We start from the raw sequence: 16,975 nt of genomic DNA, 5'->3' as shown, positions 1-16,975 counted from the left end.
CGCTGGTACCGCTCTTGAGCGCCTGCAGCAGCGCCTCGCAGCCGCTGAGCAACGCAGTCGTGACGCCGGCAATTCCATCACTGCCCAGCTCGGCCAGGCAGCCGAAGACGCAGCCCGAATGCGAGCCGACGTGCTCGGCCGGCTCGGAGAGGCTGTTCGACTCTATGCTGACATTGCCGACCAGCGAGGAATAGCCGGGGCGACGTGCGAGAAAGCGTATGACGGTTTGAGGGGAGAGTAGTTGCCCAGGACGGGCGATGCGGGGTGTCTAATACTAGGTGCTTCTGTGTCGGTTTTAGTGGCCTGTACGCTGGCTATCTCGCGATTGCCAATTAGACACAGATTCTGTTTGCGCCTTGCGCTGCGCGGCCTTTACGCCTGTTGTTCCGCTACTGCTGCATCATCGGGGTGTGGGCGGAGAGATCGGTCATGCCGGGCCTTACGTGCGTGGGTGTGACGAAGCCGAGAATTTTCCCATACTTCGACCGTTGCGTGGGTGCGATTCGTTGTTGATTCGGACTCAGCCGGGTATCTATGTCCGGCCTGGAATGGCGTCTCTGGTCGGAACCCCCGCGTCGCCTTCCTGCCTGAGTCTTTCTTGTTCCTGCGCAACGTTTCGCAGGTGGCGGAGTCTGTGGTTTCCATCGACCGTGCAAGCTGTGTAGGGTTTGTAGCTCACGATGGAGGTATGAATATGGACAGAATCAGCGAGTTGGCTGAGCTACTGGGCGAGGCACTGAAGACGCAGGGGGCTCAAGTCACCACGGCTGAGTCGTGCACGGGAGGTGGTATCGCTGAGGCCATCACGCGCATCCCCGGCTGTTCGGCCTGGTTCGAAGCCGGCTATGTCACCTATTCCAATGCACAGAAGAGTAAGCAACTGGCAGTTCCGGCCGAATTGTTCTGCAATGTGGGCGCCGTCAGCCGCGAAGTGGTCGAAGCGATGGTGCGTGGCGCTCAGGCCAATAGCGGGGCGCGCTATGCGGTGGCTGTCAGTGGGGTGGCGGGGCCGGGCGGTGGCTCTGTGGAGAAACCGGTCGGTACCGTCTGGTTGGCCTGGGGCGATGACGAGCGTCTTTTCAGTGTGCGCAAGCAGTTCGCTGGTAACCGCGATGAGGTGCGCCGACAAACGGTCGAGGCCGCTCTGGCGGGGCTTCTGCGCCTGTTGGAGGAGGAAAATCCGCTTGTGGGGTAGGCGGGCGACTTGCCCTGTGGAATAATACTGGCTACTTATACAGTTGTCGGCGGCCCTCGAGGCCCTTGTTAATACGTGAGGATGGTAATGGACGAGAACAAGAAGCGCGCGTTGGCGGCTGCCCTGGGTCAGATCGAGAAGCAGTTCGGCAAGGGTGCGGTCATGCGCATGGGCGACCATGAGCGTCAGGCCATTCCGGCCATCTCCACCGGTTCGCTGGGGCTGGATATCGCGCTGGGCATCGGCGGTTTGCCAAAAGGCCGTATTGTCGAGATCTACGGCCCGGAATCCTCTGGTAAGACCACGTTGACCCTGTCGGTAATCGCCGAAGCGCAGAAGCTTGGCGCCACCTGTGCCTTCGTCGATGCCGAGCATGCGCTCGACCCGGATTATGCCGGCAAGCTCGGCGTCAACGTCGATGATCTGCTGGTATCGCAGCCGGACACTGGTGAGCAGGCGCTGGAAATCACCGACATGCTGGTGCGCTCCAACGCCATCGACGTGATCATCGTCGACTCCGTAGCAGCTCTGGTGCCCAAGGCGGAAATCGAAGGCGAGATGGGTGACATGCACGTAGGTCTGCAGGCGCGTCTGATGAGCCAGGCGCTGCGCAAGATCACCGGTAACATCAAGAACGCCAACTGCCTGGTGATCTTCATCAACCAGATTCGTATGAAGATCGGCGTGATGTTCGGTAGCCCGGAAACCACCACTGGTGGTAACGCCCTGAAGTTCTACTCCTCGGTTCGTCTGGATATCCGCCGTACTGGTGCGGTGAAGGAAGGCGAAGAGGTCGTGGGCAGCGAAACCCGCGTGAAGATCGTCAAGAACAAGGTCGCGCCACCTTTCCGCCAGGCTGAGTTCCAGATCCTTTATGGCAAAGGCATCTACCGTAATGGCGAGATCATCGATCTCGGCGTGCAACAGGGCCTGGTCGAGAAGTCGGGTGCCTGGTACAGCTACAAGGGCAACAAGATCGGTCAGGGCAAGGCCAATGCGGCCAAGTACCTGGAAGACAATCAGGAAGTGGCGCGCGAGATCGAAGGTCTCATTCGCGAGAAGCTGCTGGTCAGCAGCACTCCAGCCAAGGCTCCGGCTGCCGATCTGGCTGATGCTGAAGTCGACTTCTAAGCCGTCAGAGCATGACCGTCGTACTGGATAACCCGCTCGCCGTCAGGCGGGCGGCCATGGATCTACTGGCGCGGCGTGAACATGGACGTGTCGAGCTTGCGCGCAAGTTGCGCAAGCGTGGCGCCTCCGAGGACATGATCGACGCGGCTTTGCAGCGGCTATCGGAGGAGGGCTTGTTATCCGAGGCCCGCTATCTGGAAAGTTTCGTCGCTTATCGTGCGCGCGCTGGCTACGGGCCGTTGCGTATTCGCGAGGAGCTCGGCCAGCGTGGGCTTGCGCGTAGCGATGTCGATCAGGCTCTGCGTGAAAGTGGTATCGACTGGTTCGAGCAGTTGCGTGAAACTTGGCAGCGCAAGTTTGCCAGTCGGCTTCCTGAGGATGCTCGAGAGCGTGCTCAGCAAGGCCGGTTTCTGGCCTATCGTGGTTATTCGCTGGATATGATCGGGCGTCTGTTGCGCGGTTGCGATGAATAGCGCGCCAGTCTGCTTAGGCTGGCTGGATGGCCAACTGGCGTAGATGGCTCGGCACGTCTGGTGCGCCGGCCAGGCGCAACCCTTCGCCAAGTGCAGTGGCTTCCTGATGCTCTTTGGGCAGGAGGAGGAACTCCGGGGTGCCGGCTTTCTTCAGTAGCGACAGGCGTGCATAAGGGATGCCGTTGTCCAGAAGCAGCCCCATGAAGCTGGGATCACTCCACGCCGCCTCTGGCATGGCAAGTACGTGATAGCGATTTTGCAGGTTGTCCAGGCCCGCTTCATTCAAGCGATAGCGAACCAGATTGGCTGGCAGCAGCACTTCCAGTTCGCGTCTGCGCGCATAGGCGATTGCTCCGGCGAAGGCTTCGCCGTGCATCTCCCCTGACCAGAAGGTGCGTGAGCCGCGCCAGCTGGCTTGACGCAGCTCTATCGGCTCGCCGGCGAGAAATCGCGGCAACGCCTGGCTGACGGTCTTGACGAAATCCTTGTAGCTGATGATGCGCACCTGCTTGCAGTGTTCGCTTGCCGCGTAGTCTTCGAAGTTCACGTAGCCTGGTACCGGACAAGGACAGGCGAAGCCATCGATCAGGCGCAGATCGAACGATTGCAGTTGCTGCGTTTGCGCTTCCACTACTTGAGTCAGTGCGGAGTGGGCCTGTGCTTTGTCTTCCTGCACCGGGCCGGAAAGTGCGCCGCGAGGCAGGTTGAGCAGAAGCTGCAGTTGCGGGCCGTCGTGCCAGCCAATACTTTCGACCGCTGCTGGCAAGGGTTTGAATGGCAGGCGCAAGGCGCTGGCTCTGGCGAATATCTGCCGTGAGCTGCGGCCGAGCAGGCCCATGCGCTGAGCCAGTGCAGCCAGGCGGCTGCTGAGAGTTGAGGATTCGGACAGGCTCATGGCCGGCAGATCGTTCCTGAAGCGTCTGCTGCAGTGTGGCAGACGCGGATGGCTATTGCCCATATAGCGTAGCGCGGCGCGTGAGTGCCTGTCGCGTTACAGGTCTGTGGCAAAATAGCCGCATTCATTTGCGAGGGTGCCTCCATGCCCAGCTTGGTGCTGGATATTGCGTTATCGGCCGAACGATTGCAGGCCATCTATCGTGGCCAGGCCAACCGGATTATGGCGCAAAGCCGGGATGGGCGCCGCGTCAGTTTGCCGGCCCATCATTTGCGGCCGTATTTGACGCACGCCGGCATCTTTGGTTCCTTCGTGCTGGAATTCAATAGCTCCGGCGAGTTACTGAGCTTACGCCCTTTGGAGTGATCTGGCGCACTTGCCTCGCGCCGAAGCTGCCTGCGCGGCTATAATCGCCGGCTGCCAACCCTCTACCTGTCGAGCTGAGCCTGATCATGTACTCCCTGGCCCGCGAGCTGCTGTTCAAACTGTCCCCGGAAACTTCCCATGAGCTGTCCATCGATCTGATCGGTGCTGGTGGTCGGCTGGGGCTCAACGGCCTGCTGACCAAGGCGCCGGCCAGCCTGCCGGTAAACGTGATGGGTTTGCAGTTCGCCAATCCGGTCGGTCTGGCGGCGGGCTTGGACAAGAATGGCGATGCCATCGATGGTTTCGCCCAGTTGGGCTTCGGTTTCGTCGAGATCGGCACCGTGACCCCACGTCCGCAGCCGGGTAACCCCAAGCCACGACTGTTTCGTTTGCCGGAAGCCGAGGCGGTGATCAATCGCATGGGCTTCAACAACCGTGGCGTCGATCATTTGCTCGAGCGGGTCAAGGCAGCGAAGTTCAAGGGTGTGCTGGGTATCAACATCGGCAAGAACTTCGATACGCCGGTCGAGCGGGCAGTGGATGATTACCTGGCTTGTCTGGGCAAGGTCTATGCCCACGCCAGTTACGTCACGGTCAACGTCAGCTCGCCCAATACGCCAGGGCTGCGCAGTCTGCAGTTCGGTGATTCGTTGAAGGAGTTGCTCGAGGCGCTGCGTCGTCGTCAGGAAGATCTGGCCCAGGAGCATGGCAAACGCGTGCCACTGGCGATCAAGATTGCCCCTGACATGAGCGATGAAGAGACCGCGTTGGTCGCTTCTGCGCTATTGGGCGCGGATATGGATGCGGTGATCGCCACCAACACAACCCTCAGCCGTGAAGGTGTGGAGGGGCTGGCTCATGGTGACGAGGCGGGTGGCTTGTCGGGCGCACCGGTGCGTGACAAGAGCACGCACATCGTCAAGGTACTGGCTGCTGAGTTGTCCGGCCGCCTGCCGATCATTGCGGTCGGCGGTATCACCGAGGGCAAGCACGCTGCGGAGAAGATCGCTGCTGGGGCGAGTCTGGTACAGATCTATTCGGGGTTCATCTACAAGGGGCCGGCGCTGATTCGCGAAGCGGTGGATGCTATTGCCGCGTTGCGCAAATAAATAGGGCTCCCGAAGGAGCCCTTGGGCTTGCGCCCGCCGCCCGGAGGGGGTCGGCATGGTGAAGTCGGGAGTGATCCTGTATTAGCCGACAGCGTGAAGTTCGTTGAGTCGATGAATACCGGCCGTGCCGGTCAGCCCATCCCAGTTGTCACCACGGCCCTCACGCCAGCCATTGAGCCAGGCCTGACGAACCGAAGGTAGGGTGAAGGGGCAAAGTTCGCGGGATTTACCATTGATGCCGTACTGATAGCCGCGCAAAAAAGCTCTTTCTAACGGATCACGCTTAAGTCTTCTCATAGGGTGTTGCCCTCACTGTTGACTGTTATGTCCCGTTGGCCTTGTGGCAAGGCCGGGCAGAAATCTTCTGCCTGCGAAAGTCCGCTGCCGGCGTGGCGAACTTTCTGTGCCTTCGCCGTTGCAGCGAAAGCCCTAGGTAGTGTTCTAACGAATGCACCGAGGCCTGTGAATGATCGATTTGTCATAAGGGCGTAACCTAAATGCAGGTGAGGCCATAAGGACGCTGGAGATACGTCCAGCACCTTTCAGCCAGACGCCGTCGTATCTGGCTATGCGAGCCGATACCGTCATTTTGCTAGTGCAAATGAGAGTGCTTGCTTATTCCGACGAAGGGTCGCGCTGTGACCTTTTGTCACTTATTTTGAGTCGAGGTGCGCCGCCGCACCTCTCTGATTGCCATAGGCAGTGGAACATCCATGTCTGATCGTTACGAAATCGTGCTGACCTGCCCCAAGGGGCTCGAAGGGCTGTTGCTGGAAGAGGCCAGGGCGCTGGGGCTGGAAGAAGCGCGCGAGCAAACGGCTGCGATCCGCGGCCACGCTGAAATCGAAGTGGCTTATCGGCTGTGCCTGTGGTCGCGCCTGGCCAACCGCGTGCTGTTGGTGCTGTCGCGTTTTGCCATGAACAACGCCGACGAGCTTTATGACGGCGTGCAGGCGATCGACTGGAGAGACCATCTGGAGCCGTCCGGCAGCCTGGCAGTGGAGTTCAGTGGCAACGGTTCGGGTATCGACAACACCCACTTCGGTGCACTCAAGGTCAAGGACGCTATTGTCGACCGGTTGCGTACCGCGGGCGGCGAGCGGCCCAGCATCGACAAGCTCAACCCGGACCTGCGCGTGCATCTGCGCCTGGACCGCGGTGAGGCGGTGCTTTCTCTGGACCTTTCCGGTCATAGCCTGCATCAGCGCGGTTATCGCCTGCAGCAGGGTGCTGCGCCGCTGAAGGAGAACCTGGCTGCGGCGGTGTTGATCCGTGCCGGTTGGCCGCGCATTGCCGCTGAGGGTGGCGCCCTGGCTGACCCGATGTGCGGTGTGGGCACCTTCCTGGTGGAGGCGGCGTTGATGGCAGCCGATATCGCCCCCAATCTCAAACGTGAACGCTGGGGCTTCTCCAACTGGCTCGGCCACGTGCCGGCAATCTGGAAGAAGCTGCACGCCGAAGCCGAGCAGCGCGCGGCAGCGGGTCTGGCCAAGCCGCCGTTGTGGATTCGTGGTTACGAAGCCGATCCGCGGCTTATCCAGCCTGGGCGCAACAACGTCGAGCGCGCCGGTCTGTCCGACTGGGTGAAAATCTATCAGGGCGAGCTGGGCAGTTTCGAGCCGTGCCCGGACCAGAATCAGAAGGGCCTGGTGATCAGCAACCCGCCTTATGGCGAGCGCCTGGGCGACGAAGCCAGCCTGTTGTATCTCTATCAGAACCTCGGCGAGCGCCTGCGCCAGGCCTGCCTGGGGTGGGAAGCGGCGGTATTTACCGGCGCGCCCGAACTGGGCAAACGCATGGGCCTGCGCAGCCACAAGCAGTACGCGTTCTGGAACGGCGCACTGCCCTGCAAACTGTTGTTGATCAAGGTGCAGACCGAGCAGTTCGTTACCGGTGAGCGGCGTGCGCGTGAAGACGATCAAGAGCCAGCGCAGGATGCGCCGCAACAGGCGCGTCTGTCCGAAGGCGGGCAGATGTTCGCCAATCGTCTGCAGAAGAATCTCAAACAACTGGGTAAGTGGGCACGCCGCGAAGGTGTCGAGTGCTATCGGCTGTACGATGCCGACATGCCCGAGTATGCCGTGGCAGTCGATCTGTACCGCGACTACGTGCATGTTCAGGAATATGCCGCGCCGCGTTCGATCGACCCGGACAAGGCGCAGGCACGCCTGCTCGATGCCCTGGCGGCAATCCCGCAGGCGCTGGGCGTGGCTCAGAGTCGTGTGGTCATCAAGCGTCGTGAACGCCAGGCCGGTACCAAGCAGTATCAGCGTCAGGCGGCGCAGGGCGAGTTCATGGAAGTGAACGAAGGTGGGGTCAAGCTGCTGGTCAACCTCACCGATTATCTGGATACCGGGCTGTTTCTCGATCACCGCCCGTTGCGCCTACGTCTGCAGCGTGAGGCGGCCGGCAAGCGGTTCCTCAACCTGTTCTGTTACACCGCGACGGCCACCGTGCACGCGGCCAAGGGCGGCGCGCGCAGCACCACCAGCGTCGATCTGTCAAAAACCTATCTGGACTGGGCGCGGCGTAATCTCGCGCTCAACGGTTTTTCCGACAAGCACCGTCTGGAGCAGGGTGACGTGATGGCCTGGCTGGGAGAGGATCGTGGTGAGTACGAGTTGATCTTCATCGACCCGCCGACCTTCTCCAACTCCAAGCGCATGGAAGGTGTATTCGATGTGCAGCGTGACCACGTCGAGCTGCTCGACCTGGCCATGGCGCGTCTGGCCCGTGGCGGCGTTCTGTACTTCTCCAACAACTTCCGCAAGTTCCAGCTGGATGAGAGCCTGGTGGCGCGCTATCAGGTCGAAGAAATCAGCGCGCAGACGCTGGACCCGGACTTCGCCCGCAACCCGAAGATCCACCGCGCCTGGCGTTTCACCGCCCGCTGATTACATCGCTAGGACACAATCAGGGGTCTGGTTCATGAAAACCCCCGGATTGTGTCCGGGCTACAAAAATCGTCAGCGCTTGGGCTGTTTGTAGGTTTCCAGCAACACCTGATCGAGAATCGAGGTGGCTCCCCAGGGTTTGGGGTCGTTGAGGATGGCGACCACGGCCCAGTCCTGGCCATTGCTGTCGCGACTGTAGCCGGCGATGGCGCGCACGTTATTCAGGGTGCCGGTTTTGATGTGCGCCTCACCTACTAGCGGCGTGCGCTGCAGGCGTCGACGCATGGTGCCGTCCATTGCCACCAGCGGCATCGAGCTGCGGAACTCGGCAGCGTAAGGGCTGCGCCAGGCCGCCTGGAGTATCAGCGCCATTTCCCGTGCGCTGATGCGCTCGGCGCGCGACAGGCCGGAGCCATTCTCCATCACCAGATGCGGTGCTGTGATGCCCTTGCGTGCCAGCCAATTGCGGATGACGCGCTGCGCGGCCATGGAGTCATCCTTGTCGGCTTCGGTACGGAACTGTGCGCCGATGCTGAGGAACAACTGCCGTGCCATGGTGTTGTTGCTGTACTTGTTGATGTCGCGGACGATCTCCACCACATCGGGCGAGAAGGCGCGTACCAGCATGCGGGCGTCTTCCGGGACGGGGCCCTGGCGGTCCTTGCCGAGGATCTTGCCGCCCAGTTCCTGCCAGATGCCGCGTACCGCGCCAGCTGCGTAGCTGGGGTGGTCGAGCAACGACAGGTAGGTCTGCGCGCTGCAGCCTTCGGCCAGTTGGCCACTGACGATCAGTGTGGTGCCGTCGAACTGATCCACTGCGTTGTAGCGAATGTCGGGCCAGGATGGGCACTTTGCGGCCTTGAGCAGGCGGACCTGGTTATCGATACGGATCGAGGCGATGGGCGGGTCCATGGCGATGCTCACCTTGCCGTCTTCGGCGCGGGTGATGAAACGTTGCGCCTTGAGGTTGACCAGCAGCGAGTCGGGCTTCACTAGGAACGGCTTGTTGGCGTCGCCGCCATCGTCGTTGAACGCCGGCAATTGCGGAGCGACGAAAAAGCTGCGATCAAGCACCAGGTCCCCTTGAACCTGGCGCACGCCATTGATGCGCAGGTCGCGCAGCAACAGCCAGAGCTTCTCCATGTTCAGTTTCGGGTCACCGCCACCCTTGAGGTAGAGGTTGCCATGCAGCACGCCATCCTTCAGCGGGCCGTCGGCATAGAACTCGGTCTTCCACTGATGGTTGGGTCCCAGCAATTCCAATGCTGCGTAAGTGGTCACCAGCTTCATGGTCGAGGCCGGGTTGACCGAAACATCAGCATTGAACTGCAGGCCGCCAGCCTGGCCGCCCAGAGGCACGGTCATCACCGACAGCGAGTTGTTGGAAATCTTGTTGGCCTTCAGGGCCTGCTCGACCTTGGCGGGGAGTGCGGCGCTGGCAGCGTGGCAGGACAAGGCGAGGGGGAGAAGCAGGGCGCTCAGCGCCAGTTGGCGAAACCGCTGGATCATCGACAAGAACCTTCCGCAGTCAGGCGGGAGTAACGAGGGAGACAGACAAACGACAGTCCGACTCGGGGAAAAGTTGCCGGCATTATGCAGCAAGAACCGGCTTGCAGTCGGCCTCGTCTATTTAAAAACAGTCACTGCAAACAGCTGGCGTTCAATATGTTCGATGGGCTGCCGGGCGACACAAAGCGGGCGCTCTGCCTGCGAAACTGCTAGAGTGCTGCGCGTTATTACCTTTGAGGATTGTTTCATGGCGACCAACCGTTCCCGCCGTCTGCGCAAGAAGCTCTGTGTCGATGAATTCCAGGAGCTGGGCTTCGAGCTGACCCTGAACTTCAAGGCTGACCTGAGCGATCAGACCCTCGACGATTTCGTCGATCAGTTCCTCGATCAGGCCATCGCAGGCAATGGTCTGGATTACGTCGGTGGCGAAGACTTCGGTCTGGTCTGCCTGGCCAAGCGTGGCTCGGTCAACGAGGAGCAGCGTGCTGCCGTTGAGGCCTGGCTGAAAGGCCGTGACGAACTGGAGAAGTTCGAGCTCAGCCCGCTGCAGGACGTCTGGTACCCGGAAAACCCGATCAACCAGGCTTGATCGCTACTCGGCGCCGGGTTCCCAGGCGCCGCCTCAGCTTTGGCTGATCCGGCCATGGCCTGATACCTGACTGCAGGAGCGGCTCTGCTCTCGAGTCGAAGCGTTGACCAACGTTTCGCGAGCAGAGCTCGCTCCTACAGCACTCCTGCCTTTTCCAAGACCATCTGTTCGTCCACCTGATCGATCTGTTCGGGCTGCATGAAACGTTCGGCGTAGCGCCGATAGATGCCAGCGCGAATGAACAGCGCGAACAGCTGCGGGTCGATGTGCGCGCCCTTGCACATGCCGACCATGATGTTCAGCGCCTCCGACAGCGTCTTGCCTTTCTTGTAGGGGCGATCCACCGCCGTCAGTGCTTCGAAGATATCGGCGATTGCCATCATGCGTGCCGGCAGGCTCATTTGCTCGCGCGTCAGGCGTTTGGGATAGCCGCTGCCGTCCATCTTCTCGTGGTGCCCACCGGCGATCTCGGTGACGTTCTGCAGATGCTTGGGGAAGGGCAGGTGGTCGAGCATCAGGATGGTCTGCACGATGTGATGATTGATGATGTAGCGCTCCTCGGCCGTCAACGTGCCGCGGGCGATGCTCAGGTTGTGCAACTCGCCGCGGTTGAACTTGTGCGGCGGCACTTCCAGCTTGAAGCCCCAGGGATTGTCCGGTGCGATCACCTCCTGGCCCACTCGCTCGATCAGGTGCTCGGGGCGGTCGGCGAGCAGCGGTTCTTCCACCGGCAGGCTTGCAGGTGTCGAGCGCTCCAGGCGCTTGGCTTCCTCCCAGGACACGCCCAGGCGATTGTCCAGGGTGCGTAGCCAGCGGCGTTCGGCGATCTGCTGCAGGCGCGCCTGGTCGGCATCGGCCATGGCCTCGCCGCCCAGGTTGATGCGGGCGATGAAGGCGAACTCGTCGTCCAGATCGCTCAGCAACTGGTCGCGTAGCCTGGCCAGCTCCGCCTCCTCGCCACCTTCGGTGCGGGCACGCCAATAGGCGATCCAGGCATCGCGCTTGAGCACCTCGAAACGCATGCGCACTTCGTGAATGCGGTCGTACAGGGTTTCCAGTTTGGTCGCCTTGTCGACCACGTATTCCGGCGTGGTGACCTTGCCACAGTCATGCAGCCAGGCGGCGATATGCAGCGCCTCCCATTCTTCGTCGCTCGGGTTGTAATCACGAAACTCGGGGGCGTCGCTCTCGGCAGCGGCGCGCGCCAGCATCAGGGTGATTTCCGGTACGCGCTGACAGTGGCCGCCGGTATAGGGACTCTTGGCGTCGATAGCGCCGGCGATCAGCTGGATGAAGGCATCGAGCAACTGCTTCTGCCTGGCCAGCAGACGCTGGCTCTCGATGCACAGCGCGGCACTGCCTGAGACGGCATCTACGAAGGCGACACGGTCGGGGCTGAGCATGCTATCGCTGTTCTCGCCGGTGTCACGTTGCAGCAGCACCAGCACGCCGACGGTGTCGCCCTGACGGTTGTGCAGGCCGGCCGCGATCAGGTGCAGGCGCGGGCTGTCCATGGCCGACAGCAGCCCCTGGAATTTCCCCGCCTGATCGAAGCCGATGGACGTGGCGATGCTGTTACCACCGCTGGCCGGGCGTTGTAACCAGGTGGGCAGGGTTGGGTCGTCATGGGCCAGGCCGTGGATGCCGAGGTCGGCGAGGTTGCGGCTCTGACCGTCGAGGATCAGCCCATGGGGCTCCAGGCGTCCGCTGTCGTTGTCCAGCAGGTAGAGCAGGCCGCCCTGGGCCTCGCTGATGGAGACGGTAGCGTCCATCACGCGTTTGATCAGTGCTTCGAACTGGGTTTCCGCAGACAGGCTGGCGGCGATGTCGAGGAAGCTCGACAGAGTGTCCTTCATGCTGCTCATGGACACAGCCAACTGGTCGACTTCGAGAATCGGTGAGCGCCCGCTGGCCGGGTAGGCGAAGTCGAAGCGGCGGATGGCCTGCGCCTCCTGCACCAGGCTGCGCAGCGGTTTGACCACCAGGCGCGAGGTCAGCCAGCCCAGGGGTAGGCACAGCAACAAGGTGGTGAGGGTGATCAGGGCACCCTGCCAGAGTATGCGGTAGGCCTCGGCCAGCAGTTCCCGCTCGGGGACCAGCAGCGCCAGATGCAAACCTTGCGGGCCGCCTTCCTGGATGTGGCGATGGGCCATGGCCCAGCGTTGCTTGGCCAGCTCGATTACGCCTTCGCCCTGTTCGTTCAACTGACCCGCCAGCAGTTCACCCAGGGCAGGGTTGAGCTCGCTGACCTTGACCAGCGATACCTTGCCGTCGACCTCCTTGAGCAGACGGCTGCTCTCGGGGTAGGCCACGGCGTTGCCATCGCTGTCAGCAAGCACCACCTGGGTGTTGGGGGTGACGCGGTGGCTGGCCAGGGTGGCGGATAGATCATCCAGGGTCAGATCCGCGCCGATCACCGTGGTCAGGCCGCTGCGCCTGGCCAGGGTAGTGCCGATTTCCTGGGTGGAGAAGAACAGGTAGGGGGCGGTGGTGATCTGCCCACCGTCGCCACGGGCGCGCTTGAACCACTCGCGTTGCCTCGGATCATAGGGTTCGCTGAGGTTCTGCCGGCGGTTGAGCGGGTTCAACGAGCCGTCATAGAACAGGTAGTCGCTCTCGGTACCGACGCTGCTGCGGTCGATGGCCCAGACCTGGTAGGCGGCTTTGTCCGGCGCGTCGAAGCGTTGCTTGAGCATGTCGCTGCGCAGCGGTCTGACCATGAAGAAATCACCATCTTCATAACCCAGGTAGATCGAGGCCAGCTTGGGGTTGTCGCGCAGGGCCTGGACGAACAGCGGCAGCATTTCCAGGCGTTCGTCCAGCGTATCGGCCTGAGTGGCAGGGTGCAGCGCCAGTAGGCTGAGCAGATGGCGTATCGGTCGGTAGGTGCTATCCAGATCCTTCTGCACGTCGTGCTGGATGCGCTCGAACAGGGTCGAGCTGCTGGAGAAGATCAGTTGGCTGGTCTGCTGATAGTTGAATAGCCCCAGTACCACGCCGGTGAACAGCAGCAGCAAGGTGACCAGGACGCTGATATGAACATGCAGGGGAAAACGGCGTTCGCGCGCAACCGCTGTATTGGCCATCGCACTTCACTCCTTGCTGGCGCTGCAGGCTCCAACAGCATAGTGAAGTGTGGGCGAATCTGCCTAATCGTTATAAAGGCTGTTGCGAACTCTCTTCGGGCTTGCCCGGTTTGTTCAGTTGCAGGCGCAGGCCATGCACCAGCAAGGCGATGGTCAGGGTCAGGGCGACGCCGATCAGTGCGTTGAGCAGGCGAACCTCGGCAAGGTGCCAGTCATGCGACAGGCTCTCGGCCAGGAGCACGAAACACAGGCTGGTCTGCAGCACGAACAGGCCGTAGTGATTGGCCTGCAGTGCACGGCTGAGAAACACCAGCGCCAGCAGGGTCATCACCATCATCGGTGGGCTCTGCAGGCTGTGGCCGAAGATGATCAGTAGGCCGGCGGCGGCGAGGCTGGCCAGGCTGGCCTGCAGGGCGCGCACCAGGCTGCCCTGGAATTCCAGTTGCAGCGTGCTGATGACGGTCAGGGTCAACCAATAGCCGCGCGACAGACCGGCCAGGTTGACGATCAGCCCCGAGGCGGCGAAAGCCAGCATGCACGCCAGGGCGTGCAGGCGCCACTGTTGGCGCGGCAGGCGTTGCGCGTGGCGCTTGAGTACTTTGAGAATGGCGAGAAAGCGCGGCATGTACGGCCACATGCGCAGACCATGCAGGCCGCGCAGGCCGAAGGCCAGCAGCATGACCCAGAGCCCGCCGAGGATGAACAGCGTGGCCACTGCGTAGGGATTGTGCAGATTGCCGATGCCGAACTGACCCTGGCCAAGGCACAGGCAGATGCTCAGGCCGATACCCAGCTTGCCGGCTTCGCTACCGAAGCGTTGCAGCCAGGCCAGCAGCAGGCCGAACGCTGCAAAAATGCACAGGCTGAGCAGGGGGTGACTAGCCACCCAGAAACCCAGGCCGGCACTGCAGGCACCCAGGCCGGTGAGCAGCAGCATGCGCAGCATGCCGAAGCGGTGCAGCGGGTTGGCCTGGGCGGCCTGAAAAGCACCTGCCGAGGCCCAGAGAAAACCACTGTGAGCAGTGAACAGGCCCAGCACCAGCGGCAGGGCGCAGCCCAGCACCGCGACCACGGCAGGGCCCCAGGCCGGTGGGCCGGCATGCCAGGTGAAACTGTTGCGAATCAGGTTCTTCATGCGCTGTTTTCGTCAGATCGGGCTCGAACGGCCGGTCATCTCCCTCGCCATTTCCGTAGCGTAGCTGTCCGTCATGCCGGCGATGAAGTCGATCACCCGCATGAACGAGCGATACAGGGGCCAGCCGGGTTCAGGTGCGTAGTAGCTGAGCAGGTCGAGGATGCGCCGGTGCTTGAACGACAGTGCACGCCCACTGTGCAGCTCCAGCGCTGCACCGCAGAAGGCGTTGAGGAGGATTTCCAGCGTGGTGTAGGCGCCGATTTCATGCAGCGTCTTGCGCTTGTCGTGGAAGATCTTCTCGCGCGCCAGGGATTTCGCGCTCTGAACACAGTGCTTGGCCGCGCCGTGCATGTGTTCGACCAGATCGCCCTGCAGGCTGCCGCCCAGCAGGGCGTGTTGTTGCTCGACGAAGGCACCGGCCGCGGCGTTGGTCAGGTGTTCGATGGCCTTGCCGCGCAGGATCGCCAGCTTGCGTCGGCGTGAGTCCTTGGGGCCGAGCTGGCGATAGGTTTCCGGCAGATCAACGCCCACCAGGTCGAGCAGCAATGCCTCCACTTCGGTGTAGTCGAGCAGTTCCATCTCTACGCCGTCTTCCAGGTCGATCAGGCCGTAGCAGATGTCGTCCGCGGCCTCCATCAGGTAGACCAGCGGGTGGCGTGCCCAGCGCTGCGCCTCCAGTTGCGGCAGCTCGAGTTTGGCGGCGATCTGTTCGAGCAACGGCAGCTCGCTCTGGTAGCAGCCGAACTTGTGCTTCTTGTAGCCCTGAGCGTCGGCATGGCGAGCGGTCCAGGGATATTTGAGGTAGGTGCCGAGGGTGGCGTAGGTCAGCCGTGTGCCGCCATCGAACTGGTGGTATTCCAGCTGGGTGAGCACGCGAAAACCCTGGGCGTTGCCTTCGAAATTGAGAAAGTCGCCGCGTTCGGCATCGCTCATCGCGTCCAGCCAACCGCGCCCGGCAGCCTGCTGAAACCAGTGGCGAATGGCGTCTTCGCCGGAGTGGCCGAACGGCGGGTTGCCGATATCATGGGCCAGGCAGGCGGACTGTACGACCATGCCGAGATCGCTCGGTGTGCACCAGTTGGGCAGGTCGTCACGCAACATCTCACCGACGCGCATGGCCAGTGAGCGGCCGACGCAGCTGACTTCCAGCGAGTGGGTCAGGCGGGTGTGGATATGGTCGTTGCTCGAAACCGGATGCACCTGCGTCTTGCGTCCCAGGCGGCGAAAGGCGCCGGAGAAGATGATGCGGTCATGATCCTTGTGGAAGGGACTGCGGCCTAGCTCTGCCGAGCTGGGCGCAGGTTTACCGAGACGTTCACGGGTGAGCAGGGTGTGCCAATCCAAGGCCTATCCTCGCCAGGTTGATCCGGGCCCCTAGCTTGGGTGTTCATGCCGCCGGCTGCAACCCCGGTTGGTTACAGGCCGGCGGCGTCGATATCCACCAGCAGCAGTCGACGGCCGTTATCGATGAACTGGCCGGCGGTCAGGCAGTATTGGTTGGTGGTGGCGTCGCGGTAGGTGGTGGAGAGCGTCAGGCGCCGTTCTTCCCAGCCTTCGGCCAGCAGTTGATAGAAGTAGGGGCGCCACGACCAGTTGTGGCCGAGGTAACGATCATCAGCCTGCCAAGCCCCTTGGCGCCATTCCAGGTTTGGCGTGAGCTGGGTGCCGTGGCGGTCGCACTGATAGATGCGCAACAGCCAGGGGTAGTTGTCAGGTGCTTTAAGGCTCGTTGTCGGGGCACCGCTTTCGGCCCAGAACCTCAGTTCGGACATCAGCTCGGCCAGTTGCTGGCGCAGGTTGACCAGGCGTGCGCGCTCGGCGAGTTTCTGTTGCACGTAGTTGTCACGCAGGCGCGCGAAGCGGCCGACGAAGGCATCGCTGGCGAACAGCTCCTCTTCCGGCTTGGCGAACAAGAACCCCTGCACATAGCGGGCGCCGCATTCCAGGGCGAAGTTCAGCTCGGCTTCGGTTTCCACGCCTTCGGCGATGATCCAGCAGCCGGTTTTTTCAGCCATTTGCGCCAGCGCCTTGACCACTTCACCGCTGGGGCCGCCACGGGCGGCTTCCTGAAACAGGCGCATATCCAGCTTGAGGATGTCCGGTTGCAGCGCCAGCACGCGGTCGAGCTGTGAGTAGCCAGCGCCGAAATCGTCGATGGCGATGCGTGCACCGGCGTCGCGATAGCGCGACACCACGTCAGGCAGGCGTTGGCTGGCGCCACCGAGTTCGGTGATCTCGAAAACGATGCGCGTCGGGTCGATACCGCTGCGTTGTAGTTGGATCAAGCTGGGCAGAGGTTGCGCCGGGCGCAAGCGACTGATCCAGCGTGGCGAAATGTTCAGGCTCAGGAACCAGTCCGACGGGGCTTGATGAAAGCGCTGCAGGGCATCTTCGCGGACCTGTCGGTCAAGGCGGCGCAGGGCGGCGGGTGGGGTTTTCGGGTCGGCGAAAAGCGGCCCGGCCGAGCGAGCCTGGCCTTTGTCATCGCGCAGCCGAGCCAGAGCCTCGACACCGGCGATACGACCGGTGGCGGTGTCGATAAAGGGTTGGAAGACGGCAAAAGGCAGTCCGTCGATCACCTGGTTTTTCCTTA

15 protein-coding genes are annotated in these 16,975 nt (G+C 62.1%); 8 read left to right on the top strand and 7 right to left on the bottom strand.

Annotation, left to right across the window (positions count from 1 at the left end; genetic code table 11):
• The 4 genes from ACNFCJ_RS20400 to recX form a co-directional block, all read left to right on the top strand.
• The coding region (locus ACNFCJ_RS20400; protein ID WP_416773274.1) for a DUF2514 family protein at window positions 1–241 on the top strand (241 nt) is incomplete at its 5' end.
• 453 nt (window positions 242–694) lie between these two features.
• Window positions 695–1,195 (top strand): CinA family protein, encoded by a 501-nt coding sequence (locus ACNFCJ_RS20395; protein WP_416773272.1) that lies wholly within the window; start codon window positions 695–697, stop codon window positions 1,193–1,195.
• An 87-nt stretch (window positions 1,196–1,282) separates the two neighbouring features.
• Window positions 1,283–2,326: a recombinase RecA gene (recA, locus tag ACNFCJ_RS20390; RefSeq protein WP_106734992.1), complete on the top strand. Its 1,044-nt coding sequence runs from the start codon at window positions 1,283–1,285 to the stop codon at window positions 2,324–2,326.
• A gap of 11 nt (window positions 2,327–2,337) precedes the next feature.
• The gene (gene recX / locus ACNFCJ_RS20385; protein WP_343349669.1) at window positions 2,338–2,799 is read left to right on the top strand and encodes a recombination regulator RecX; all 462 of its coding nucleotides are present in this window, start codon (window positions 2,338–2,340) and stop codon (window positions 2,797–2,799) included.
• A 13-nt stretch (window positions 2,800–2,812) separates the two neighbouring features.
• On the opposite strand, the gene ACNFCJ_RS20380 is transcribed toward recX, so the two are convergent.
• Entirely contained in the window at window positions 2,813–3,694 is an 882-nt protein-coding gene (locus ACNFCJ_RS20380) for a DUF6685 family protein (protein ID WP_416773271.1), read from the bottom strand.
• A 144-nt stretch (window positions 3,695–3,838) separates the two neighbouring features.
• On the opposite strand from ACNFCJ_RS20380, the gene ACNFCJ_RS20375 reads away from it, so the two are divergent.
• Together ACNFCJ_RS20375 and ACNFCJ_RS20370 are read left to right on the top strand one after the other, a co-directional pair.
• Window positions 3,839–4,060: a DUF2835 domain-containing protein gene (locus ACNFCJ_RS20375; RefSeq protein ID WP_125874293.1), complete on the top strand. Its 222-nt coding sequence runs from the start codon at window positions 3,839–3,841 to the stop codon at window positions 4,058–4,060.
• A gap of 86 nt (window positions 4,061–4,146) precedes the next feature.
• Window positions 4,147–5,169 carry a quinone-dependent dihydroorotate dehydrogenase gene (locus ACNFCJ_RS20370; RefSeq protein WP_416773269.1) on the top strand — a complete coding sequence of 341 codons (1,023 nt, stop codon included), beginning with the start codon at window positions 4,147–4,149 and terminating at the stop codon, window positions 5,167–5,169.
• A gap of 81 nt (window positions 5,170–5,250) precedes the next feature.
• Here ACNFCJ_RS20370 and rmf read toward each other — a convergent pair whose 3' ends face one another.
• Window positions 5,251–5,466 (bottom strand): ribosome modulation factor, encoded by a 216-nt coding sequence (rmf, locus tag ACNFCJ_RS20365; RefSeq protein WP_003244273.1) that lies wholly within the window; start codon window positions 5,464–5,466, stop codon window positions 5,251–5,253.
• Window positions 5,467–5,882: 416 nt separating this feature from the next.
• On the opposite strand from rmf, the gene rlmKL reads away from it, so the two are divergent.
• The gene (gene rlmKL / locus ACNFCJ_RS20360; RefSeq protein WP_416773267.1) at window positions 5,883–8,063 is read left to right on the top strand and encodes a bifunctional 23S rRNA (guanine(2069)-N(7))-methyltransferase RlmK/23S rRNA (guanine(2445)-N(2))-methyltransferase RlmL; all 2,181 of its coding nucleotides are present in this window, start codon (window positions 5,883–5,885) and stop codon (window positions 8,061–8,063) included.
• 72 nt (window positions 8,064–8,135) lie between these two features.
• Here the strand turns inward: rlmKL and dacB are convergent, their stop codons facing one another.
• Window positions 8,136–9,572 (bottom strand): D-alanyl-D-alanine carboxypeptidase/D-alanyl-D-alanine-endopeptidase, encoded by a 1,437-nt coding sequence (gene dacB, locus ACNFCJ_RS20355; RefSeq protein WP_416773266.1) that lies wholly within the window; start codon window positions 9,570–9,572, stop codon window positions 8,136–8,138.
• Between the two features lie 247 nt (window positions 9,573–9,819).
• Between dacB and ACNFCJ_RS20350 the strand changes: the two genes are divergently transcribed.
• Window positions 9,820–10,161: a YggL family protein gene (locus ACNFCJ_RS20350; RefSeq protein WP_045735171.1), complete on the top strand. Its 342-nt coding sequence runs from the start codon at window positions 9,820–9,822 to the stop codon at window positions 10,159–10,161.
• Window positions 10,162–10,295: 134 nt separating this feature from the next.
• Here ACNFCJ_RS20350 and ACNFCJ_RS20345 read toward each other — a convergent pair whose 3' ends face one another.
• From ACNFCJ_RS20345 to ACNFCJ_RS20330, 4 genes are all read right to left on the bottom strand, one after another.
• A complete protein-coding gene (locus ACNFCJ_RS20345) occupies window positions 10,296–13,247 on the bottom strand; it encodes an HD domain-containing phosphohydrolase (protein WP_416773264.1) in 2,952 nt (983 codons plus the stop codon).
• A 70-nt stretch (window positions 13,248–13,317) separates the two neighbouring features.
• Window positions 13,318–14,382: an FUSC family protein gene (locus ACNFCJ_RS20340; RefSeq protein ID WP_416773263.1), complete on the bottom strand. Its 1,065-nt coding sequence runs from the start codon at window positions 14,380–14,382 to the stop codon at window positions 13,318–13,320.
• 12 nt (window positions 14,383–14,394) lie between these two features.
• Window positions 14,395–15,726, bottom strand: coding sequence for a deoxyguanosinetriphosphate triphosphohydrolase (locus ACNFCJ_RS20335; RefSeq protein WP_416773261.1), 1,332 nt, complete (start codon window positions 15,724–15,726; stop codon window positions 14,395–14,397).
• Window positions 15,727–15,797: 71 nt separating this feature from the next.
• Entirely contained in the window at window positions 15,798–16,961 is a 1,164-nt protein-coding gene (locus ACNFCJ_RS20330) for an EAL domain-containing protein (RefSeq protein ID WP_125835717.1), read from the bottom strand.
• Window positions 16,962–16,975: the final 14 nt, after the last annotated feature.

The organism is Pseudomonas sp. NY15364 (assembly GCF_048068235.1).
In the GTDB taxonomy this organism is placed as follows: domain Bacteria; phylum Pseudomonadota; class Gammaproteobacteria; order Pseudomonadales; family Pseudomonadaceae; genus Aquipseudomonas; species Aquipseudomonas mendocina_D.
The sequence above is the reverse complement of the archived record's forward strand: the minus strand, read 5'-3'. Positions and strand labels throughout refer to the sequence as shown.